Genomic DNA, 22,543 nt, shown 5'->3' with positions numbered 1-22,543 from the left:
ATTGCTACCCCTGAAAAATCGCCCGCACCAGGTACTCCACGTTGCCCTCATGGCCGGTGATGGGGCTTTCGGTGACGCCCGCGCATTCGAAGCCGGCGGCTTCCAAGGCCGCGCGCACCTCGTCGACCGTTCGCAGACGCACTGCCTCGTCGCGCACGATGCCGTGGTCGGTTTCGTCGTGCTGGCTTTCGAACTGGGGCTTGATCAGGCCGATGAAGATGGTGCCCGCCTGCGCGAAGCGTGCAAACGTGGGCGCCAGGGCCGCCAGGCCGATGAAGCTCAGGTCGGCCACCAGCAAGTCGAACGGCGCACCCAGCTCGGCGGGATCGGCCAGCTTGATGTTGGTGCGCTCGAACACCGCAACGCGCGGGTCTTGACGCAGCTTCCACGCCAGCTGCCCGTAGTTCACGTCCACGCACGCCACGCTGCCGGCGCCGGCCTGCAGAAGGCAATCGGAGAATCCACCCGTCGAACTGCCGATATCCATGCAGCGCATGCCCGAGACGTCCTGCCCGAACGCGTCGAGCGCGCCCTGCAGCTTGTGCCCGCCGCGCGAGACGAACTTCTTGCGGCCCTTCACCACGATGTCGGCGTCGGGCGCGACCTTGATGGCCGCACTGGTAACGTACACGTCGTCCACCTTCACCTCGTGTGCCAAAACGGCGCGCAGCACGGTGCCGGCGTCGGGGAGCACCCCCTGCTCGACCAACAGCTCATCCAAGCGTATCTTTTTCGGTTTCTTAGTCATGCGGCCCATTATAGCGAAAGACCTCGTCAGCCCCGCAAGCAAACGCCCCGCCCCACAAGAAACGGGGAGCCGCGGCGTCGTGCTGCAGCGAGGCAAATTGAAAAGAGGCGAGAAGAAATGCACGGGCAACACCGCAGCATGCCCTGCAGAAGCAAACGCCACCGCGCAGATGCAAACGCCAGCGCAATCCTCTTGGCATCTTGCCCTACAGAAGCAAACGCCACCGCGATCCTCTTGGCATCTTGCAAGCCACCGCTTTGATAAGACCGGCGCTCCCCATGTACGGGCCAAATCAAACGCATCCGCGAATAATCGTTGGCTTTGGCCCCTTGGACAGAACATGCGATTATTCGCAATCAGCAGGCCAAAAAGCCCCTCGAGCCATCGCCGAGCGTGAGGGAATTGGACATTCTTGACGATAGTTTGCACTTTTCAGCCCCACACTGTCTTTACAAGGCGCTAAACATGCGAATAATTGTTCATTTTGTCCCCTCTTGGACAGAATGAACGATAATTCGCAGCCAGCAGGCCCAAGAACCCCTCAAACCATCGCCAGGCGTGAGGAAATCGGACATTTTTGACGATAGTTGGCACTTTTGAGCCCCACACCGTCTTTGCGAGGCCTCGACCATGCGAATAATCGCACGTTTTGTCCCCAGACGGCCAAAACTTGCGATTATTCGCACCTGCCATGACCAACGCCGGCCAAAACGAACGATTATTCGCACCCGCAATGACCAACGCCAGCCAATGCCGGCTAACGCCAACCAATGACAGCCAATAGCCGATCGCGCTCGGTTCATCGCAAGCAATAAAACCCGTTCGCCTAGCACAAAAGCGAAAGCACCGCCGGCCACGCGACCGACTACCCCTTTGCGCGCACCGCTTTTGTGCGCGCAAGCAAAACGCCCAGCAAGCCAAAAGCCTGCCGGGCGTTCGTGGGTTTCGCTCCGCAGCGATTTATTCCTGCGGAAGCAGCAGCTGGGCGATTTACTCCCGCAAAGGCAGCAGCCGAGCGATTTACCCCCGCGGAAACAACGACTGAGCTCTGCCCCTGCGGAAGCAGCGACTAGGCGATCTACTCCTACGGAAGCAGCAGCCGAGCAATCTGCCCCTCCGGAAGCAGCAGCCGAGCGATTCGTCCCCGCGGGAGCAGCAGCTGGGCGGTTTACTCCTGCGGAAGCAGCAGCTGGGCGATCTGCACGGCGTTGAGCGCAGCGCCCTTGCGGATCTGATCGGCGACCACCCACATGGCCAGGCCGTGCTTGACCGTGGGGTCGCGGCGGATGCGGCCGACGTAGGTGTCGTTCGTGCCGGCCAGCAAGCCCGGCATGGGATACACGTCGTTGGCAGGGTCGTCCATAACGGTGACGCCCGGCGCGACGGCAAGCGCCTCGCGAGCAGCCTCGGGCGGCACGTCGCCGACGAACTCGACGTTGATGGACTCGCCGTGGCAGCGCAGCACGGGCACGCGCACGCAGGTGGCGGCCACCTGTACGCCCTCGTCGCCCATGATCTTCTTCGTTTCCGCGACCATCTTCCACTCTTCCTTCGTGGAATCGTCGTCCAGGAACACGTCGATGTGCGGGATGGTGTTGAACGCGATGCGATGTTTGAACGCCTTGATGGTCAGCTCGTCCTCGGGCTTGCCGTCCAGGAACTCACGCGTCTGATCGTACAGCTCGGCCATGGCCGGAGCGCCGGCGCCGGACGCGGCCTGGTACGTGGAGACGACCACGCGGGTGATGCGCGCCAGGTCGTAGAGCGGCTTGAGGGCGACCACCATTTGAATAGTGGAGCAGTTCGGGTTGGCGATGACGCCGTTATGCCAACTCACGTCGCCGGGGTTCACCTCGGGCACCACCAGCGGCACGTCCTCGTCCATGCGGAACGCGCTGGAGTTGTCGATCATGACGGCGCCATGGGAGACCACGGCCTCGCGCATGGCCTTCGACACGGAGCCGCCGGCGGAGAACAGCGCGATGTCGACGCCCTCGAACGACTCGGGGGTCATCTCCTGCACGGTCAGCTCGCCTGCGGGAATCTGACCGCAACCCTTGAACGGCAGCTTCTTACCGGCGGAACGCGCGGAAGCCAGCGCGATGACCTTCGACGCGGGGAAATCCAGGTCGTGCAGCACATTCAAGAACTCGTTGCCGACGGCGCCCGTAGCGCCGCAAACCGCAACCACCGGGTTAGCCGGCATAACTTTCGTCCAAGCCATGAGGTCCTCCTCGTTCACGTTCCGGGTTGATATATCGTCAAGATGGGTGCTTTTGCGCCCCATATTGCCTTGAGGGATGCGCACCGGCCCCCTGCCTGCGCGCAACGGGAAAGGAGCCGCGGGATGCTTCGCACCCCCGCGGCTCCAAGCGGTACGGCCACCGTATGACAGGCCTTGGTACGCGAGCCATTGGGCTCGCGCGAAGGCGGGGTGTCACAGGCGGCCGCAACGTAGAGCAGTCCGGCTGCCGTCGGGCAGACGGAATTACCTGCCCTTGTTCATCTTCGCGGCAATCTCCTCCGCGGACAGCTGCGTCTCCTCGAACACGCTATCGGAATCCAGGCCGAAGGCCGTGTGCAGGCAGCGCACCGCGGCAGCGGTCTGGGCGCCGTCGACCACCACGGACAGGCGGATGGGCGACGTGGAGATGGCCAGGATGTTGATGTTGTTCTCGCCGAGGGTCTGGAACGCCTTGGCGGCGATGCCGGGGCTGGACTTCATGCCCGTGCCCACGATGCTGACCTTGGCGATATCCTCGTCGACCACGTATTCACGCGCGTTGACGTCGGGAAGGATGCGCTCCACCGTCTCGCAGGCGCGCTTCTCGTCGGCGCCCGGGCAGGTGAAGCTGATGTCGGTGATGCCGTCCTCGGACACGTTCTGGATGATCATGTCCACGCTCACCTGGTTGCCCGCCAAGGCGCTGAACAGCTTGGCGGCGACGCCGGACATGTCGGGCACGCCGCGGATGGTGACCTTCACTTCCGACGTGTCGTGTGCGATGCCGGTGATGACGGCTTCCTCCATCATGTCGGTTTCCTCCTTGACATAGGTGCCCTCGGCGTCGGAGAACGCCGAGCGGGAATGGATGACCACGTTGTACTTGCGGGCGAACTCGACGGCGCGCATCTGCAGGACGCCGGCGCCGGAGCCGGAAAGCTCCAGCATGTCGTCGTAGTTGATGACGTCGAGCTTCTTCGCACGCGGGCAGATGCGCGGGTCGGCGGTGTAGACGCCGTCCACGTCGGAGTAGATCTCGCACACGTCGGCGTTCAGGCCGTGCGCCACGGCCACCGCCGTGGTGTCGGAACCGCCGCGGCCGAGCGTGGTGATGTCGCCATCGGCGTCAACGCCCTGGAAGCCGGCGACGACGGCGATGGCGCCGCGCTCGAGCGCATCGCGCACGCGCTCGCTGTGCACCATGACGATCTTCGCCTTGTTGTGGAACTTGTCGGTCTCAATGCCAGCCTGGCGGCCGGTGAAGCTCATGGCCTTGTAGCCACGCGCCTCGATGGCCATGGCCAAAAGCGACATGGACACCTGCTCGCCGGTGGAGAGCAGACGGTCCATCTCGCGCAGCGGCGGGTTGTCGTTGAGCGCGGCTGCCAGGCCCACCAGCTCGTCGGTGGTCTTGCCCATGGCGGACACCACGGCGACCACGTCATGGCCGGCCTGCTTCTTCGCGATCAGCTTCTTCGCAACCATTTGGATGCGCTCGGGGCTTGCAACGGACGTGCCCCCGAATTTGCATACGATTAGCGACATGCGTTTCCTTTTTCGGACGGGGTTTCGATTGTCTGCCACTATAGCAAACAACCTCGTAACCACCGCGTCAAACGATGGTTGCGAGGTTGTTTTTTCACAGCGAACGTATGGACGAGCTGGCGATATCGGGCCGAACGGCCACGCGCTATCGGTTTGCGGGATAGCCGGCGGCCGGATGAGGGCTCGGAACGCGAGGCGCGCACGACCCTGCCGCACGACGGGCGCCGGCCGCGGGGCAGGAAGGCCGCCTAGGCGCGATCGGCCAGCAGACGTCGTCCGAGGCGCGAGGAGCCGGCGCGCACGGCGAGCGCCGACCGGGGGCGCGAGCAGGCGCCGCCGCGCGATCCTCGCCGCCCCCTTCGCCACCCCTTCGCCACACGCAACTCGAACCTTGCACCCCCGCGCGCCTTGCAGCGCCCCGGAAGCTCCGCCGCCTACGAAAACGCGACGAACGTGAACAGGAATGCCGCGGACACGATCCACATGAGCGGCTTGACGTCGCGCCAATGGCCCTGCGTCACCTTCACCACCACGTAGGTGATGAAGCCGAAGCCGATGCCGTTGGTGATGGAATAGGTGAACGGGATGCCCATGATGGTGACGAACGCGGGGATGGCCGCCTCAAGGCTTCCCCAGTCGATCTTGCCGATGTCGCTCATCATAAGGTAGCCCACGACCACCAGCGCGCCGCAGGTAGCCGAGCTCGACACCATGCCGATGATGGGAGCCAGGAACGCGCAGACGAAAAACGCCAGGGCGATCACGATGTTGGACAGACCCGTGCGCGCGCCGGCCGCCGCGCCCGAGGTTGACTCGGCGAACGAGGTGATGGAGCTTGCGCCGACGAAGCCGCCGACGATGGCGCCCACGGAGTCGACCATGAGGATCTCGCGCGTGTTCTCCACGTTGCCGTCCTCGTCGACGAAGCCGCCCTGCTGGCCCACCGCCATCATCGTGCCCATGGTGTCGAAGAAGTCGCTCATGAGCAGGCTGAACACGAACATGAGCAGCACGGGTTGCACGAACACCTGCACGATGGCCAGGCCGCTGCCGTCGGGCAGCTGCTGGAACGGGGCGCACAGCGCGCTGAAGTCGGGAACGAAGTCGAACTCGGTGGGCAGCGCCGTGACGCCGAGCGGGATGCCCACGATGGTGGCCACCACAATGGAGATGAGCAGGCCGCCCTTCGTGCCGCGCACCGTCAATATGATGGCAAGGGCGATAGACACCACGGACACTATGGCCGTAGGCTCGGTCAGGCTACCCATGGTGACGAGCGTGGAGGAGTCGGGCGCCAGGATGCCGCCGCCCTTCAGGCCGATGAACGCCACGAACAGGCCGATGCCGATACCGATGGCCTGGCGCAGCGCCACGGGGATGGCGTCCATAACCGCCTCACGCAAGCCCAGCATGACCAGCACCAAGATGATGACGCCTTCCAAAAACACCACGCCCATGGCGATGCGCCAGTCGAGCCCCATCGACCCGCACAGCGTGAAGGCCACGATGGCGTTGATGCCCATGCCCGACGCCAGCGCGATGGGTCGGTTGGCGATCAGGCCCATGGCCGCCGTCATGACGGCGGCACCGAAGCACGTAGCCGTGAGCGCGGCGTTGAACGGGATGCCCGCCGCTTCCATCATGGCGGGGTTGACCGCCACGATATAGGCCATGGTCAGGAAGGTGGTCAGGCCCGCCATCACCTCCGTGCCCAACGAGCTGCCGCGCTCGCCTATCTTGAAGAAACGCTCGATAGCCGCTTCCATTCCGCCCTTTCCCCTTTCCGGATGCGCGCATTGCAGCGCGCCCCTCTTTCCCTTCCGCACCCCCACAGCGCGGCGCCCGCCCGCGCAAGCGCACGAGCGGCCGAAAACAAATCATCATATGCGGAAAAAACCGCAACCGCCACAGTAGCACGTACAGGAGCGGAAAGAACGATGCGGGCGGCGAAACGCCCAGGCGAAAGGACGGATGCGGGCGGGGACGGCTAGCGGGCGGCAACTGCGGCGGCCGAGCAGCAGGCGCCTGCAGGCACGGGGCAACGCCCTCGCCCCACGCGCCTGCGCCCGCTCACCGCTTGCTAGCGGGCGGCCTCCTCCGGCATCTTCCAGAGCAGGATGAAGCCTACGATGAACAGCACCGCCACGCTAAGGACGCCGTAGCTGCTCGAGCCCGTGAGCTGGGTGAACACGCTTACCAGCAGCGTGCCCATGATGGTGGCATACTTGCCGAAGATGTCGAAGAAGCCGTAGTACTCGTTGGCGTTCTCCTTCGGGATGAGCTTGCCGAACTCGCTGCGCGACAGCGCCTGGATGCCGCCTTGGAACAGGCCCACGCACACCGCCAGCACCCAGAACTCGGCAGCGGAGCGCAGGAAGAACGCGGCGAACAGCGTGATGCAGAAGTACGCGAACACCGCGATCAGCAGCATGCGCTTGGTGCCGAAGCGCCCGGCAAGACGCCCATAGGCGATGGCCGACGGGAACGCCACGAACTGCGTCACCAGAAGCGCCAGCACCAGCTGCGTGGAGTCGATGCCCAGGTCAGTGCCGTAGCTGGTGGACATGGTGATGATGGTGTGCACGCCGTCGATGTAGAAGAAGAACGCCAGCATGTACATGAGCAGGCGCTTGTCGCGGGCGATCTTCTTGCACGTGCCCGCCAGGCCCTTGAGCGTATGGCGGAACAAGTGCGCCTCGCGCGCTTTGAAGTGCGTCTGGTGCACGTCGCGCAGCACCGGCACGGAGAACGCCAACCACCACACCGCGGTGATGACGAACGAGATGCGGATGCCGTCAAGCTGCCCGATGCCGAAGCTGCTGCCGAACAGCACGATGACTAGGCACACGATGAACGGGATGCAGGATCCGATATAGCCCCACGCATAGCCTTGGGACGAAACCTCGTCGTAGCGATCCTGCTCGGTGGCGTCGACCAGGAACGCATCATAGAACACCAGCGACGCGTTGAGCATGACCGACGAGAACACATATATCACCAGAAACACCATGGCGTTGCCGGGCACGCCCATGACCGCGAGCGACACCGCGCCCGTGCCGATGGTTCCCGCAAGGAACTTCTTCTTGTTGCCCTTCAGATCAGCCAGGCTGCCCAGGAACGGCATGAGCAGCGCAAGCGCCAGCGAGGCCACCGTGGTCGCATAGCCCCAGGCCACCACAGCGGACGACCCAGGCTCGGCGATGGCCGAGAAATAGATGGGGATGAGCGTTGCCGCCAGCATGACGTATGCGGAGTTTCCCACGTCATACAAAACCCAGCTGCGCTCGCGTTTTGACAGGCTGCGAAGGCCCAATCCCATGGCTGCTCCTTGCTATCGGCAAAGCCCGCGCCGTCCGCGGGAACCCGCCGACGCGCAGGCCCGTGCGGTTCCGAACACCGAATCGTGCATGTACGTTGAACGCCGCCGAGCGGCGCGCAAACCATTGTATATGATGGCTATAATCGTCCACGTAAAATGAATGTCAGCCACACGAGAAACGGGGATACGGAATGCCAGCAATCATCACCCATGATTTCTTCGGACGCGACGTGTACGACGCGCTGTTCCAGACCATCGGCGGATCGCGCGACGAAGCCGACGCGTTCCTGCTGGGAAACCAAGGCCCCGACCCGCTGTTCTACGCGGTGGCCGACTTCCGCGCCACGGCGTACCACAAGCTGGGCAACACCATGCACAGCCGAAAACCCGCCGAGCTGCTGGCGGCGCTGAAGGACTCCCTCAGCGTCCTGGACCCCGAGGAGAAGCCGCTCGGACGCGCCTACGCGCTGGGCTTCCTTTGCCACTACGCGCTCGATTCCACCGTGCACCCGCTGGTGTACTGCCACGAGCACGCGCTATGCGACGCAGGCGAGCCGGGCTTGACGCGCGATGACGGCAGCGAGGTGCACGGCGTCATCGAAAGCGAGCTGGACGAGATGGTGCTGTTCGCCAAGCGCGGCGACACCGTGGCCACGTTCAACCCCTCGCGCGAGATCCTGCACGCAAGCGAGGCGGTGCTCGGCGCCGTGTCGAAGATGTACGCTTACCTGGCCCTGAACGTGTACGGAGAAGTAGTCCCGCACAACCTGTTCCGCCTGTCGGTGCACGGGTTCCGCCTGGTGCAGCGCCTGTTCTGGTCGCCTACCGGCATCAAGCGCGACCTCATCGGCCGCATCGAGCGCCTGGCGCGCCCGCATTCGTTCTACCAGTCCATGAGCCATCGCCCGGTGGCCGCCGCCGAAAGCGTGTTCGACAACCACGAGCACGACGCCTGGACCAACCCCTTCACCGGCGACGTGCGCACCACCGGCTTCTGGGACCTCTACGATCAGGCGCAGTACAAGGCGAAGGATCTGATCGCAGCCTTCGACCAGCCGGGCTTCACCGTCGAACGGACGCGCGAGCTGACCGGCGAGCTGGACTTCTCCGGCCGCCCCACGCAAGCCCAGGTGCTGGCGGTGGAATAGCGGCTGCGGGCGGCAACCTCATCTTATATAACGACTCCCATATGAAAGGGTATTCATGCTGGAAGTAGCCCTGGCTATCCCCTATTGGCTCGAGCTCGCCGCAACCATTTCGGGCGCCATCTTCGGAGCGCTCAGCGCGGTACGGGCGAAATACGACATCTTCGGCGTGTGCTGCATCGCCATCGTGGTCGGCCTTGCCGGCGGCATCACGCGCGACATCCTGCTGCAGGATTACGGCATCTACGCCTTCCAGAAGCCGAACCTGATCCTCGCCTGCATCGCCGCCGGCATCGTGGCGTTCTACTTCGGCAAGCTCATGACATACTTCGACCCGTTCATGGACCTCCTGGACAACCTGTCGGTGGCGCTGTGGGCCATCATCGGCACGGGCAAGGCGCTCTCCGCCGGTCTTGACCTGGTGCCCGCCGTCATCCTAGGCACCATCACCGCCAACGGCGGCGGCATCGTGCGCGACATCTGCATGAACCGGGAACCCGAGGCGTTCCAAGCGGGCACGGTGTACGTGAGCGCGGCGTTCATCGGCGCGCTTGCCTTCGCCGTCATGAAGCAGAACCACCTGCTCGATCAGTATGCGGCCATCACGTGCGTCGTGCTGGTCATGGGCATCCGCTACGCCTCGCTGGCGTTCGGCTGGCGAACCCGCCCGGCGCGCGACTACTCCGACGTGGTCACGCAGGCCGTCACCCAGCCGGTCAAGCGCATGGCCAACCGCGTGCGCGCCCGTCGCCGCCCCACCGGCTTCCAGGCTCAGACCACCGGCCTGACCGGCCCCATCCCCCCGGTTACCGCCAAGGGCGTCACCGGCAGCATGCCGCCCATCGCCTCTCCGAGCGTCACCGGCAGCATGGCCCCTATCGCATCCGACGGCTCGTCGCCGGATAGCGCCTTGGGCAACGGCGTTACCAGCACCGACGGCGAGAATCGCTGCTATCCGGAAAGCGACGATCAGCCGCCGCGCCCCGAGAGCGAGACGTAAGGGGCCCCGCAGGCCCGGGCAACGCCCGACGGAAGCATGCGCGGCCGGCCCCAACCAAGCATCCGGCCGCGTCGGCCCGCAGGGGCATCCAACTCGTCCGCCAGCTGCCCCGTCAACAAGTGCGCGCCCGGCCCCGGACAGCACGGCCGCCCCATCCGCCCACGCCGGCGGATGACCTCTTCATCTCGGCTGCCAGCTGGGGCATCCGCCCCAGCTGTTGCGGAAACGGGACATCCAATATAACGGGATGTTGACGGTTCGCGTCTTTCGCAACGCCACCGTGGATTCCCCGTTTCCAGCACGTTAACTTGCGTTACACTTTGGAATCGCACGTGCGAACGTGGTAGGTACTTGTTCTTAGAAGGAGACCCCATGGGCAGGAAGCACAAGTTCGACTATTTCGGCGCATTCGAGCAGCACTCGAAGCTGGCCGTCGCCGAGTCGGCGTTGCTGGTTGAAACCATCGAGCAGTTCACGGAAGCATCCGCGCTCGAAGAGAACACGCAGAAGGCGCATGAGATCGAGCACGAGGGCGACACGATCAACCACAAGATCTTCAAGACGGTCGCCACCGACTTCATCACCCCCATCGACCGCGAGGACATCATCGAGATGTGCCAGGCGCTCGACGACATCGTCGACGACATCGAAGACGTCATGCTGCGCTTCTACATGTACGACATCCACTTCATGCACGACCAGGCCATCGAGTTCGCGAAGCTCATCCAGGGCAGCTGCGAGGCGCTCGACAAGGCCATGTGCGACTTCCGCAACTTCAAGAAGTCGAAGAACTTCGTGCACCTCATCGTGAAGGTCCACGACCTTGAGGAGCAGGCCGACCAGCTCTACACCAAGGTCATCCGCGACCTGCATGTAAACGACTACGACAACCCCATGCGCGTGCAAGTGTGGACGAACCTGTTCGACAGCATGGAAGCCTGCTGCGATGCATGCGAGCTTGCAGCCGATGTCATGAACACCATTATGCTGAAGAACGTGTAGGCACAGGCTGCACAAACCCATAGAATCGCGAAAGGCCCGCTCACGCGGGCCTTTCTCATGCAATCGCAAAGCGAAACGCCGGGCACCCGGGGCAACCGTCCGGCAACCACATACCGACGACATCGGCAAACGACCGCGCCCGAATGAAAGAAGGCCCGGCGCCGACGGCTATCCGCCGCGACGCCGGGCCTTGCGGTTGCAAGGTTGCCGACCAGGCCGCGCCTTATGCGTAGAAGGCGAACACACGGCGACGCTCGCCGCCGATGGTGGTCAGGTTGCCGTGGCCGGGCAGGACCACGGTGTCGTCGGGCAGGACCGCCAGGCGCTTGAGCGACTTGCGCATGGCCGACATGCTGCCGCCGCTGAAATCGGTACGGCCGATGGAGCCGAAGAACAGCGTGTCGCCGGCGATCAGGACCGGCTTGGCATCCAGGCGCTCAGTGAGCGAGGAATCCAGGAACAGGCACATGCTGCCCTCGGTGTGGCCGGGGGTGCTGATGACCTTCCACGGCATGTTGCCGATCTTCACCACGTCGCCATGGTTGACGCGCTGGTCGACCGGGCATGCGGGGAACTTCTGATCGTCGCGCGGCACAGGCTTGTCGCCGCAGATCATGTCGGCATCGATGGCCGAGGCGATGACGGTGGCGCCCGTAAGGCTGCGCAGCTCGGCGGCGGCCGCCACGTGGTCGGAATGGCGATGCGTCAGCACGATGGCATCAAGCTTGCGCCCGCCCAAAGCCGCCGCGATCTTCTTCGCATCGCTTGCGGGGTCCACCACGAAGGTGGCGGAGCCGTCCGATACGATGTACACGTTGGTCTGATACGGTCCTAGAACCAGGAACGCTGCGTCGACGCACGTTCCCTTCACCTTATATGCCATGTTGTCCTCCTAAATCAGTATCTTCGAGCGTCGAGGGCGGACGCACCGCCCCCCCCTCAACATTGCAACGGGAAGGGCCCTTCGCCAAACAACCCTTCCCCAACGAACTGGAGCGGGAGACCCGCCGCCTCGGAACCCCCAAGGCGGCCCCGCAAGGCCTTTGCTACAGCTGCGCGGAATCCTTCCCTCCGCCGACCTTCGGCACCATGCGGCGGGCATCGAACACGCCCTCGAGCGCCTTGAGCTTGCTGAGGATGATGTCGATGTGCGTGATGTCGCTGACCTGGAACAGGAAGCGCATCTCTGCCATGCCATCGCGGTGCGACACCGTGTTCGACGACAGAACGTTCGCCCCCATGCCCGACAGCACGAGCACGACATCGGAAAGCAGCTGCAGACGGTCGAGCGCCTCGATGTAGACCTCCACCTTAAACGATGTGTTCTTCGGCAGGTCGCTTTCCCAATGCACCTTCATGATGCGCTCGGGCTGCGCCATGAGCTCCTTGGCGTTCGGGCAGTCGCGGCGATGCACCGACACGCCGCGGCCGCGCGTGACGAAGCCGATGATGTCGTCGCCCGGCACGGGGTTGCAGCAACGCGACAGGCGCACGAGCGCGCCTTCCACGCCTTCCACCACCACGCCGTTGGAGCTTTTCGTCTCGTGCTTCTTCGGCTTGTTCACCAGCGTGAGCATGGGCGGCAGCTTGCCGGTGGTCATGGCAGCCGTGCCCAGGTTCAGCGGATCGGGCTGCTGATCGCCCTTGCGACCCAGCTCAGCGAGCAGGCGGTTGGCCACGCTTTGCACGCTCTCCTTGCTGATGCCGATATTGACCAGCATGTCGTCGGCATCCTTGTAGCCCAGGTGCTCGGCAACGGTGCGCAGCGCGCGCTCGGAGCGGGTGTTGGAGATGCCCAGGCCGTGCTTGCGCATCTCGCGTGCCAGCTTGTCGCGGCCGCTGAGCAGGTCGTCTGCGCGGGTGACCTTGCTGAAGTACGCGCGGATCTTGTTGCGCGCGCTGGGGGTTTTCACGATGTTGAGCCAGTCGCGGCTGGGGCTTGCCGACTTCTGCGTGAGGATCTCCACGCGGTCGCCCAGCTGCAGCTCGTAGGCCAGCGGCACGATGGCGCCGTTGACCTTCGCGCCCACGCAGTGGTTGCCCACCTCGGTGTGGATGGCATAGGCGAAGTCGACGGGCGTGGATCCGGCGCGCAGACTCATGGCCTCGCCCTTCGGCGTGAACACGAACACCTCGGTAGGCGCCAGGTCCACCTTCAGGTCCTTCAGGAACTCGCGCGAATCGTGCGTCTCGTCCTGCCAGTCCACCATCTCGCGCAGCCAGGCCAGCTGCTTGTCCATGGAGTCGTTGCCGCCGCGTCCGCCCTTCTCCTTATAGCGCCAGTGCGCCGCCACGCCGTACTCGCTTTGGCGGTGCATCTCCTCGGTGCGGATCTGCACCTCGAGCGGCCTGCCGGCGGGGCCGATGACCGTGGTGTGCAGGCTTTGGTACATGTTGAACTTCGGCATGGCGATGTAGTCTTTGAACCGCCCGGGCATGGGGTGCCACAGCGTATGCACCGCGCCCAGCGCCGAGTAGCAGTCCTTCACCGACTTGACGATGATGCGCACGGCGATCAGGTCGTAGATCTCGGAGAAGCCCTTGCCCTTCTTCGCCATCTTCTGATAGATGCTGTACAGGTGCTTGGGGCGACCCATGATCTGCGCCTGGATGCTCACCTTGTCCATCTCGCCGCGCAGCACGGAGATGACCTGGTCAAGGTACTCCTCGCGCTCGGAACGGCTTTCGGTGACCATGCGCGAGACCTGCTTGAACTTGTTGGGCTCGAGGTAATAGAAGCTCAGGTCCTCGAGCTCCCATTTGATGGAGTTGATGCCCAGGCGGTGCGCGATGGGCGCATAGATCTCAAGCGTCTCGCGCGATTTGAAGATGCGGCGGTCCTCCTTGAGCGCAGCCAGGGTGCGCATGTTGTGCAGGCGGTCGGCCAGCTTGATGACGATGACGCGGATGTCCTTGCTCATGGCGACGAACATCTTACGGATGGTGGCCGCCTGCTCGTCGGTGAGGGTTTCCACCTCGATGCGCGTGATCTTGGTGACGCCGTCGACCAGCTGCGCCACATGCGGGCCGAACTCCTGATCGACCAGCTGGCTGGTCACGTCGGTGTCCTCCACGGTGTCGTGCAGAAGCGCCGCGCACAGCGTTTCCACGTCCATGCGCAGGTCAGCCAGGATGATGGCCACCTCCACCGGGTGCGCGATGAACGGCTCGCCCGACTTGCGGCACGCGCCCTCATGGGCGCTGGCGGCGAAGCGGAAGGCCTTCTCGAGCTTGGCCTCCTCCTCGTCGGTCAGGTAGCCGCGCGTCATGTCCTGTAGGTCGGCGAAGCGCTCATCGGGGGTTTTCTCGCCCTTGGGCATCACCTTCGTGGCCTCGGTGGAAAACGCCTTCTCCGCCACGTGCGGGCGGCCCAGCAGGCTATCGTCGACGGTTTGCCGGACCACGTCGGGCTGCGCCCCCAGCAGGTTCTGGTCCGATCGGCTATTCGACTTGTTCATTTCCAGCCTCCTTTGCAACGGCGGTGGTGGGCAGGATGGGATGCGACACGCGCTTCTGCAGGTCGGCGGAGTTGCTGCGCATGACCCAATCGCGGAACGCGTGGAAGATCTCGCGCTCGTCCATCCCCTCGCGATAGCGCACGCTGTCGGTGAGCTGCACCTTGTCCTGCGTGTCCTTCACATGGATGGAGCGTACCAGCCCGTCGGGGCCGAACATGGCGTGCGCCTCGATGAGCCCCAGCTCGCGGAACACCGCCACGGCGCACGTGACCGACGCCGTGTTCACCGGGAAGATGTCGGTGGACACGTTCTTGGCCAGCTCGGCGTCGCTGGTGGTGAAGAACAGCGTGTCGGAGGCGCGCTGCATGGCGCGCAGCTTGCGGTACACCTGCGCCAAGCTGTCGTGGCACGGCGTCATGTCCGCCAGGATGCGCTCGTTGAGGGCGCAGTCGTTGCGGCTGAACAGCAGGTGCACGCAGGCCGGCTTGCCGTCACGTCCGGCACGGCCCGACATCTGGTTGAATTCTATCTCGTTGAAGGGCATGTGGTACAGCACCACGTGGCGGATGTTCGGGATATCCACGCCCTCGCCGAACGCGCTGGTGGCGATGAGCACCAGAAGCGCGTCGGTGCGGAACAGCTGCTCGATGCGCTTGCGCTCGCTGCGCGACAGGCCCGCGTTGTAGAAGCCGATAAGCGGCGCCACCTGCGGCGCGTGCTTGCGCAGCGCTCGGGCGACGGCCACGGACTGCTCGCGGGAGTTCACGAACACCACCGTCTTCTCGCCGGTTGCCACCAGGTTGGCCAGGTAGTTGTCGCGGCTGGGCACGTTGCGGCGGTCGTCCAGGCGCAGGTTCGGGCGATCGGAGGCGTCGAACACGCATGCGTCGATGGGAAGCTCGCGGCGCACGGCCTGGGCGCACTCGTCGTCGGCGGTGGCGGTGAGCGCGAGCACCGTGGGGTCGCCCAGCCTGCGCACCGCGGAGCCGATCGTGGCGTACGCCTCGCGCTGGCCGGCGCGCGCCAGGCCCACGTGGTGCGCCTCGTCGACCACCACGAACTTGACGCGCCCGGTGTAGGCGAACGAGTCGGCGTGCCATGCCAAGAACTCGGGCGTGGTCAGCGCGATGTCCACGCTGCCGTCGGACAGGCCCGCGAACGCCTGGCGGCGCTCGTCGACCGTGGACTCGCCGGTGAGCGTGACCACGGTGATGCCGAAGGGCGCCAGCGCCTCGCGCAGATGGAACGCCTGGTCGGCGATGAGGGCGCGCAGCGGGTACACGAACAGGCTGGCCTCGCGGGCCGCCAGCGCGCGCAGCGTGGCATGCACCTGGAAGGTCAGCGATTTGCCGCGGCCCGTGACCATGACGCCGAGCACCGACCTGCCTTCGGCAAGGTTATCCAAGATGTCGCGTTGGGCCTGGTGAAGCTGGCCGTCGCCGATGATGGCGCGCACGATGTGCTCGCGCAGACGCTGCGGGTCCTGGCGCGCCATGGCCTCCCAATGGGCGCGGTTGACCTCCAGCTCGTTCTCGTATTCCTCGATGGCCTCGGGGTCGTGCGGCGCGTCGGCGCACAGCTCCTCGTCGCGCGTGGCGTACAGGTCGCTCACGAAGCTGAGGTTCTCCGGGTTCAGGCACGCCTCCAAGGCGGCGCACGTGCGCGCCGGCGACAGCGACTTGAGCATGGCCTTCACGCTGCGGCGGTTCTTCCATTCGTCTATCTGCACCTCGAACGCGGCGTTGACCACGCTGTCGGTCTTCATGAGCGCCTCGATGTCGTTGCAATGGAACATGATGCCCGCCACCGTGGTGCGCCCGTTGGAAAGCGAGCACGAGAAGTGGTTGCGCTCGGCGCCCACCGCGCGGCTGTGCAGCAGCGTGACGTCGCGTGCCAGATACACGGGCACGGGATGCTCCTGGCCGAACGGGGCCAGCGCATCGAGCTGCGCCACGTTGCGCAGCGTGAGCTCGTCGAGGTTCACGCATGCGTCGATGGTGATGAGCGGGTGGAACGCCCCCTCGGGCAGCGCGTCCATGTACTCGCACAGGCGGCGCTCGAACTCGGGCAGTTTCTCGGTGGGAAGCGTCACGCCCACGGCCGCCTCGTGCCCGCCGAAGCGCAGCAGCAGGTCGGAGCAGCTTTCCACGGCCTTGAACAGGTTGACCTGGCCCACGCTGCGGCCGCTGCCGCGCGCCTCGTCGCCGTCGATGGTGAACAGCAGGCAGGGCACGCCGTAGGTGTTCACCAGGCGGCTTGCCACGATGCCCTTCACGCCCTCGTGCCACCCTTCGCCGGCCACCACCAGGGCGCGCTGGCCCTTGTAGGTTACGGCGGCCTGGGCCTTGGCGATCTCGGAGAGCTCCGCCTCGATGGCTCGGCGCTGGTCGTTGACGCCCTCGAGGCGCTGCGCCTGCTGGTTGGCCTGCTCGAAGTCGTCGGTGAGCAGAAGGTCGAGCGCCAGCTGCGCGTCGCCCATGCGGCCGGCGGCGTTCAGGCGCGGGATGATGGAGAAGCTGAGGTTGGTGGCGGTGACCTGCTTGCCGGCGGCGCCGGAGGTGTCGAGCAGCGCGGCGATGCACGGGCGCGGGGCCTGGTTGATGCGGCGCAGGCCGTCGGCCACCAGGGCGCGGTTCTCGTCGCGCATGGGCATGAGGTCGGCGATGGTGCCGAGCGTGGCGAAGTCGGTGTACTGGCGCCACAGGTGCGGCTTGCCGAAGCGACCGCCCAGCGCCTGCACCATCTTGAGCGCCACGCCCACGCCGGCCAGGATGGCGCTGGAGCAGGCGGGGTCGCGCTTCGGGTCCGCCACGGGCACGCCCTCGGGCACCAGGTCGGAGGGCTCGTGATGGTCGGTGACAGCCACTTCGATACCGCGCTCCTGCAGCAGGCGCACCTCGGCCTTGCAGGCGATGCCACAGTCGACGGTGACTAGGAAGTCAGGCTTGACCTGCGACAAGCGCTCGATGGCCGCCGGGGTGATGGCGTAGCCCTCCTCGAAGCGGCGGGGGATGAACGGCGTGACGCGCGCGCCGAACTCGCGCAGGCCGCGCGTCATGACGGTGGTGGCGGAGATGCCGTCCAAGTCGAAATCGCCGAACACGAGGATGTGGTCGCCGCGGCGGATGGCGGCCTCAAGCGCATCGGCGGCCTCGGACAACCCGGGGATGGTGTAGGGGTCGCGCCAGTCGCGATCGAGCGACGGCGTGAGAAAACGGTTCGCGGCTTCCGGGGTGTCGATGCCGCGCGAGACGAGCGTGGCCGCGATGAAGTGCGGCATGTGCAGCTCGCGCTGCAGGCATGCGACCGCCTCGGGCTCTGCCGCCTTGATGTTGAATCTGGCAGACATGGTGGGTACCTACTTATTGCAGTGCTTTCCTATAGTTCGCCTCTATTGTCGCACAAGTGCATGGCGGCACCGCCGGGAAGTGTCGCGGTCGGCGGGCAACGTGGCAAGCGGTTCGGGCGACGCGCCCTGATGCGCTGCGGAAGCGCACGAGAAGGCGCGACCACGCGATGCCGTCCCGGCTGCCGCGCCCGCGCCGTACCCGCTGCCGCGCGACGCCGCCCCGGCCGCCGCGTCCCTGCCGTCCCGGCTGCCACGCCTGCAGCCGCCCCGTTCGCAGCTTTTTTGCAGCCTTTCGCCCTTAGCCCGCAGCCTGGCGCAAGCGTGCGATAATGGGGCCTTCCTACCCTGAACAACGTGCAGGAGCATCGCATGGCCAACTGCCTTGTCGCCCAATCGGGCGGCCCTACCGCCGTCATCAACGCCAGCCTTGCCGGCGTCATCCGCGCAAATCAGCTCAACCCGCTCTACGACCGCGTCCTCGGCGGCCTTCACGGCATCGAGGGAACGCTGGCGGGCAACCTGTTCGACCTGACCGACCTGAGCGGCCGCGAGATCGAGGTGCTCAAGCAAACGCCCTCGTGCGCGCTGGGCACGTGCCGCTACAAGTTCTCCGACGAGGCCGATTTCCAGCGTCTCATCGATGTCATGGACGAGAACGACATCTCCACCATGTTCTACATAGGCGGCAACGGCTCCATGTCCACGGTGGCCGCCATGACGGCCTGGGCCGCCGAGCGCAACCTGGACAAGCGCTTCATCGGCATCCCGAAGACGGTCGACAACGACCTGGGGCTTATGGACCACTGCCCCGGCTTCGCCAGCGCCGCAAAGGTGGCGTGCGAGATAACACACGCCACGCGCATGGATTACGACGCCTACACGCGCCCCGAGGTGTTCGTGCTGGAGACAATGGGCCGCGACGCGGGCTGGCTTGCCGCAAGCACCTGCTTGACCGGCGACGTCGACCTGCTCGTGCTACCCGAGGTCGACTTCCGCCGCAGCATCTTCCTGGAGCAGGTGCGCGCGAAGATGGAGCAGCAGGGCAGCTGCTACGTGGTGGTGTCGGAAGGCGCGCGCTGGTACGACGGCACGTACCTGTCGGCCAACGGCAAGGCCGCCGATGGCCTGGGCCACGCCATGCTGGGCGGGGCCGCCGGGCGGTTGAAGTCCATGATCGTGGAAGCCGGTATCGTGCCGCGCTGCGTGGTGCAGGACCTGTCGCGCGTGGCGCGCTCGAGCAACTTCGCCATGAGCCTGGTTGACCTTGAGGAGTCCTACGACCTGGGCGTTTCCGCGCACATGCGCAGCGCCAAGCCCGAGTTCACCGGGCAGGTGGTGGGCATCCGCCGAGGCCGGGGCGTCGACGGCGGCTACAACACCGAGTTCTTCGCCTGCCCCGCCTCCGACCTGGCCAATTTCGTGCGCCCCTTCCCCAGCGAGTGGATCTTGTCGAACTACCAGGGCGTCTCCGATGAGGCGCTGGACTACTTCCGCCCGCTCATCCAAGGCGAGCCGAAGCTCATCTGCGAGAACGGCATCCCCGTGACTATGCGCCCCTTCAACAGGCGCTAGCGGGTAAGACCAGCAGGCGATAGGGCGAAGCGGCTGCGAACGCGAAAGCGAAGCGGCTGCGGCCGCGAAGCCGACGAGCTCGCGGCTTCGGGCTCTAGAACGCGATGCCGAATGAGGAGATGATGAGGCCCCAGAACACGCCCATGGCCCACAGGCCAGCCAGCACGATGAGGTTCTGGCGAAGGCGGCGGTTGGTGCGGAACAGCACCAGCAGGCCCACACCGGCCGACACCAGAAGGCCCGCCATCATGGCGCCCGCGCCGAGCGCGCCCTCGACGTAGAGCTGCGCGATCACCACACTTGCCGCGCAGTTCGGGATAAGGCCCACCAACGCGCTGCCAAGCACCGACAGCGCCGGGTTGCTGCCCAGGAATGCCGCCAACGCGTCCTCGCCGACCAGCTCCAACGCACCGTCAAGCACAAGGGTGATGATGAAGATGAACACCGTGACCTGCACCGTGTGCTTGAGGACGCTGCGCAAGATGGAGCCGCCCTCGTGATGGTGCTCGTGTTCCTCATCGTGCTCGAAATCGTACGCCAACTCCGGCTGCTGCTCGCAAGTTTCGCAATCGCCGTTGCAATGGCAGCGATCGCGCTCGCACAGCTCGTGGATACGCAGCTTCTCGCGGTCGCGGCGCGCCAGGCGGATGACCGCGTCCACCACGAATCCCATGACCATGCCGATCATCAGCTTCACGCCCATGATCTTCAGGATGGTCGCCGGCGCCACCTGCTCGGCCAGGAAGATGGGCAGCATCTCGTCGGAGGTGGACAGGAACACGGCGAACAGCGTGCCCAGCGTGATGACGCGGCCCGCCCACAGCGTTGCTGCCGCCGCCGAGAAGCCGCATTGCGGGACGATGCCCACGAGCGCGCCGACCACCGGTCCTGCCGCGCCCGCGCGCCGCACGGCCTCCTCGGCCTTGTCGCCCGCCTTGTGCTCGAGCCATTCCATTGCCAGATAGGTGACGAACAAAAATGGGATAAGGTACAGCGTGTCCTCGATGGAGTGCTCGAGGACGTGCCCGATGAGATGCGCGATGTCTTCCATAAACCTTGCCTTGCGATCGAAAGATGCCCTTACCTGCGCATGCATCGCATGCGCTCCGTGTGTCAGGTTCCCAGTTTACAGAACGCGTCAAGCGAACGTGAAGAAACCGTGAACGATGGTTAACTTTCCCGGCTTTTGCCCTCGCGGGCCGCGCCCTGGAATCGCGAGACGTGAACGCCGCGCCCGATGAACAGGTTCCAGGAGGGTGTTCAGAAGGAGGTTGTTCAGATACGCGACGGGCCCGGGATTTCTCCTGGGCCCGTTTGGGTTTTGCCTGCTTGCCCCTCGTTTGACGCCGGGGGCGACCGGCGATGCTGCGCGGCTGGCTAGGCCAGCGCTGCTTTCAGCTGATCGATGCCGTCGAACGGGGTTTCGCTGTTCCCGTTTTGTCGGTCGATCTTGATGACTGTGCCCTTCCACGTGGGGTCCTTGCGCTGGGCCGCCGAGCTTGCCGGCGCGTCATCGGCGGGCTTGCCGCCTTCCCCATCGTGCTCCTTGAACTCGTCGGTTCGTACGACGAAGCGGTAGTCGAACTTCTTGCGGTCAGGCAGGCCCTTCGAATCGAAGCCGTATTTCAGCTGGCCGAGCATGCCGCGCATGGCCTCGACCGCGCCGGCCTCCCCGATGCCCACCATACCGAGCTCGCTGCTGTACAGCGACTTCGGCGACACGTACAGCGTGCGGATCTGGCGGCGACGACGCTCCTCGAAGCGGACGAGGATAGCGGCAATGACCACGATGCCGACCCACCATACGATCGCAAGCGTCAGATCGAGCGGGCTATCGATGCGGTTGAAGCCCAGGTGATACCACAGCACCAACAGCAGAGCCGCGACGACGGCCGCCGCGCCCAGCACCAGATAGTTGCTTTTCCTCATGGCGCTAAGCCTCCATTCCGGCGGGCTTGACGGCGGGAGACCCCGAGGGGTCCTTGCCGTCGCCATCGCCCAAGACGTCGTTCATGTCGTTGCGCAGCCTACGCTCGTGGTTCTTGCGGCGAAGCGCCGCCGCAAGGCCGTAAACCGCCGTGAGAACCATACCGACGATCATGTACCAGTGCACCCAGCAATGATCCTCGACCGACTCCCTGCCCAACGGGTTCTCGGCGTCGTAGATCCGCTCCTCCTCGACCGGGTTGTCGGCCTCGGGGCTGCCCGTCACCGACTCGTACGCGCCCTCGAGCACACCGGCCAGCGCATCGAGCGGGCCGGCAGCCGCAGGCGCCGGATTCGGAGTCGAACCGGGCGTCGTGCCGTCCGGAGTCGAGCCAGGCGTCGAGCCGTCGCCGGGGGTCGGGCTCGGGGTGGGCTCCGGCGTCGGAGCCGTGCCGTCATCCGGGTTCGGCGTCGGGGGCACCGGAGCCGGCGTGACCGTCAACGTGCCCAGATGCTCGTCGATGACGTAGTTGGCCGCATCGACATCGCCCCACGTGATGCGATAGGTGTTCTCTGAGCTGCCCACCTCGGTCTGGCTGCCGGTGGCGGCCGCCGTGACGCGGTCCTCGCCCTGCAGACCCTCGATCGACAGCTCATTGTTCACAAGCTCGCTGCCGTCGTAGATCTTCGAGTCGCTGCCCGTGGTCACCATCAGCGACGCGGGCGTGATGCGGTACGTGCGCTCGACGCTGCCGGCGTAGTTGCCCTTGCCGACGACGGCCACGGTCACCTCGCCGACGTTCTTCACGTCGCCGGAGAAGGAAAGCTCGTAATCGCGGCCCTTCACCAGCGCCCTACCGTCCCTATCGACCACTTCGGGCTCGAAGCGCTGGTCCGCGCCGTTGTACACCGTGTCGGTCAGATAGCCGACCGTCACGCCGCCGAACGCGCCGGCGTCATCGGGGTCGATGGACTGCGCCGACACCGTCAGCGTGCCGAGGTTCTCCTCGACCGTGTAGTTCGCCGCCTTCGCGTTGCCGTCCCAAACCAGCTCGTAGCCGTTTTCGCTCGTGCCGACGGTGGTCTGGCCTCCGGTGGTCTTGAGGGTGGCCGTCTCGCCGTTCACGAAGCCGGACGCCTTGCCCTCGGCCGTCAGCGCATTGCCGTCATAGGGCTTGGAGGCGCTCGGGGTGGTCACGGTCAGCTTCGCCGGCTCGACCTTGATGGTGCCGTCGACGAACTTGACGTTCAGCTT

15 protein-coding genes are annotated in these 22,543 nt (G+C 65.3%); 4 read left to right on the top strand and 11 right to left on the bottom strand.

Going from position 1 to position 22,543, the window contains the following annotated elements:
• Positions 1-4: 4 nt before the first annotated feature.
• The 5 genes from DW178_RS09745 to DW178_RS09725 form a co-directional block, all read right to left on the bottom strand.
• The gene (locus tag DW178_RS09745; protein WP_118351011.1) at positions 5-748 is read right to left on the bottom strand and encodes a TlyA family RNA methyltransferase; all 744 of its coding nucleotides are present in this window, start codon (positions 746-748) and stop codon (positions 5-7) included.
• A gap of 1,168 nt (positions 749-1,916) precedes the next feature.
• Positions 1,917-2,972 (bottom strand): aspartate-semialdehyde dehydrogenase, encoded by a 1,056-nt coding sequence (locus DW178_RS09740; protein WP_118351009.1) that lies wholly within the window; start codon positions 2,970-2,972, stop codon positions 1,917-1,919.
• A gap of 264 nt (positions 2,973-3,236) precedes the next feature.
• Entirely contained in the window at positions 3,237-4,517 is a 1,281-nt protein-coding gene (locus DW178_RS09735) for an aspartate kinase (protein WP_114620166.1), read from the bottom strand.
• A 434-nt stretch (positions 4,518-4,951) separates the two neighbouring features.
• Positions 4,952-6,283: an NCS2 family permease gene (locus DW178_RS09730; protein ID WP_118351003.1), complete on the bottom strand. Its 1,332-nt coding sequence runs from the start codon at positions 6,281-6,283 to the stop codon at positions 4,952-4,954.
• Between the two features lie 314 nt (positions 6,284-6,597).
• Positions 6,598-7,836: an MFS transporter gene (locus DW178_RS09725; protein WP_118351001.1), complete on the bottom strand. Its 1,239-nt coding sequence runs from the start codon at positions 7,834-7,836 to the stop codon at positions 6,598-6,600.
• 191 nt (positions 7,837-8,027) lie between these two features.
• On the opposite strand from DW178_RS09725, the gene DW178_RS09720 reads away from it, so the two are divergent.
• The 3 genes from DW178_RS09720 to DW178_RS09710 all read left to right on the top strand — a co-directional run bounded on the left by DW178_RS09720 (position 8,028) and on the right by DW178_RS09710 (position 10,983).
• A complete protein-coding gene (locus DW178_RS09720) occupies positions 8,028-8,984 on the top strand; it encodes a zinc dependent phospholipase C family protein (protein WP_118350999.1) in 957 nt (318 codons plus the stop codon).
• A 55-nt stretch (positions 8,985-9,039) separates the two neighbouring features.
• On the top strand, positions 9,040-9,981 hold the full coding sequence (locus tag DW178_RS09715; RefSeq protein WP_118350997.1) for a trimeric intracellular cation channel family protein: 942 nt from the start codon (positions 9,040-9,042) through the stop codon (positions 9,979-9,981).
• 372 nt (positions 9,982-10,353) lie between these two features.
• Positions 10,354-10,983, top strand: a complete 630-nt coding sequence (locus tag DW178_RS09710) for a DUF47 domain-containing protein (RefSeq protein WP_042432672.1) — start codon at positions 10,354-10,356, stop codon at positions 10,981-10,983.
• A 223-nt stretch (positions 10,984-11,206) separates the two neighbouring features.
• On the opposite strand, the gene DW178_RS09705 is transcribed toward DW178_RS09710, so the two are convergent.
• The 3 genes from DW178_RS09705 to recJ all read right to left on the bottom strand — a co-directional run bounded on the left by DW178_RS09705 (position 11,207) and on the right by recJ (position 17,790).
• Entirely contained in the window at positions 11,207-11,866 is a 660-nt protein-coding gene (locus tag DW178_RS09705) for an MBL fold metallo-hydrolase (protein ID WP_118350995.1), read from the bottom strand.
• A 163-nt stretch (positions 11,867-12,029) separates the two neighbouring features.
• A complete protein-coding gene (locus DW178_RS09700) occupies positions 12,030-14,441 on the bottom strand; it encodes a RelA/SpoT family protein (protein ID WP_118350993.1) in 2,412 nt (803 codons plus the stop codon).
• Complete coding sequence (gene recJ / locus DW178_RS09695; RefSeq protein ID WP_118350991.1) at positions 14,425-17,790, bottom strand: single-stranded-DNA-specific exonuclease RecJ; 3,366 nt, start codon at positions 17,788-17,790, stop codon at positions 14,425-14,427. Before recJ ends, DW178_RS09700 begins: the two co-directional genes overlap by 17 nt.
• A gap of 369 nt (positions 17,791-18,159) precedes the next feature.
• On the opposite strand from recJ, the gene DW178_RS09690 reads away from it, so the two are divergent.
• The gene (locus tag DW178_RS09690) at positions 18,160-19,362 is read left to right on the top strand and encodes a diphosphate--fructose-6-phosphate 1-phosphotransferase (protein ID WP_118350989.1); all 1,203 of its coding nucleotides are present in this window, start codon (positions 18,160-18,162) and stop codon (positions 19,360-19,362) included.
• A 94-nt stretch (positions 19,363-19,456) separates the two neighbouring features.
• Here the strand turns inward: DW178_RS09690 and DW178_RS09685 are convergent, their stop codons facing one another.
• From DW178_RS09685 to DW178_RS11330, 3 genes are all read right to left on the bottom strand, one after another.
• Positions 19,457-20,413: a putative manganese transporter gene (locus DW178_RS09685; protein WP_118350987.1), complete on the bottom strand. Its 957-nt coding sequence runs from the start codon at positions 20,411-20,413 to the stop codon at positions 19,457-19,459.
• Positions 20,414-20,739: 326 nt separating this feature from the next.
• Positions 20,740-21,291 (bottom strand): hypothetical protein, encoded by a 552-nt coding sequence (locus DW178_RS09680; protein WP_118350985.1) that lies wholly within the window; start codon positions 21,289-21,291, stop codon positions 20,740-20,742.
• 4 nt (positions 21,292-21,295) lie between these two features.
• A partial coding sequence (locus tag DW178_RS11330) for an MBG domain-containing protein (protein ID WP_502695387.1) occupies positions 21,296-22,543 on the bottom strand: 1,248 nt, incomplete at its 5' end.

The sequence above is a fragment of the Eggerthella sp. AM16-19 genome (assembly GCF_003474385.1).
In the GTDB taxonomy this organism is placed as follows: Bacteria; Actinomycetota; Coriobacteriia; order Coriobacteriales; family Eggerthellaceae; genus Senegalimassilia.
Note: the sequence above shows the minus strand (reverse complement) of the source record. Positions and strands in the feature narration are given on the sequence as shown.

Bases quoted from the DNA above. Each gene is read 5' to 3' on its own strand.
- DW178_RS09745 (WP_118351011.1), bottom strand. From the start codon at position 748: ATGACTAAGAAACCGAAAAAGATACGCTTGGATGAGCTGTTGGTCGAG.
- DW178_RS09740 (WP_118351009.1), bottom strand. From the start codon at position 2,972: ATGGCTTGGACGAAAGTTATGCCGGCTAACCCGGTGGTTGCGGTTTGC.
- DW178_RS09735 (WP_114620166.1), bottom strand. From the start codon at position 4,517: ATGTCGCTAATCGTATGCAAATTCGGGGGCACGTCCGTTGCAAGCCCC.
- DW178_RS09730 (WP_118351003.1), bottom strand. From the start codon at position 6,283: ATGGAAGCGGCTATCGAGCGTTTCTTCAAGATAGGCGAGCGCGGCAGC.
- DW178_RS09725 (WP_118351001.1), bottom strand. From the start codon at position 7,836: ATGGGATTGGGCCTTCGCAGCCTGTCAAAACGCGAGCGCAGCTGGGTT.
- DW178_RS09720 (WP_118350999.1), top strand. From the start codon at position 8,028: ATGCCAGCAATCATCACCCATGATTTCTTCGGACGCGACGTGTACGAC.
- DW178_RS09715 (WP_118350997.1), top strand. From the start codon at position 9,040: ATGCTGGAAGTAGCCCTGGCTATCCCCTATTGGCTCGAGCTCGCCGCA.
- DW178_RS09710 (WP_042432672.1), top strand. From the start codon at position 10,354: ATGGGCAGGAAGCACAAGTTCGACTATTTCGGCGCATTCGAGCAGCAC.
- DW178_RS09705 (WP_118350995.1), bottom strand. From the start codon at position 11,866: ATGGCATATAAGGTGAAGGGAACGTGCGTCGACGCAGCGTTCCTGGTT.
- DW178_RS09700 (WP_118350993.1), bottom strand. From the start codon at position 14,441: ATGAACAAGTCGAATAGCCGATCGGACCAGAACCTGCTGGGGGCGCAG.
- recJ (WP_118350991.1), bottom strand. From the start codon at position 17,790: ATGTCTGCCAGATTCAACATCAAGGCGGCAGAGCCCGAGGCGGTCGCA.
- DW178_RS09690 (WP_118350989.1), top strand. From the start codon at position 18,160: ATGGCCAACTGCCTTGTCGCCCAATCGGGCGGCCCTACCGCCGTCATC.
- DW178_RS09685 (WP_118350987.1), bottom strand. From the start codon at position 20,413: ATGGAAGACATCGCGCATCTCATCGGGCACGTCCTCGAGCACTCCATC.
- DW178_RS09680 (WP_118350985.1), bottom strand. From the start codon at position 21,291: ATGAGGAAAAGCAACTATCTGGTGCTGGGCGCGGCGGCCGTCGTCGCG.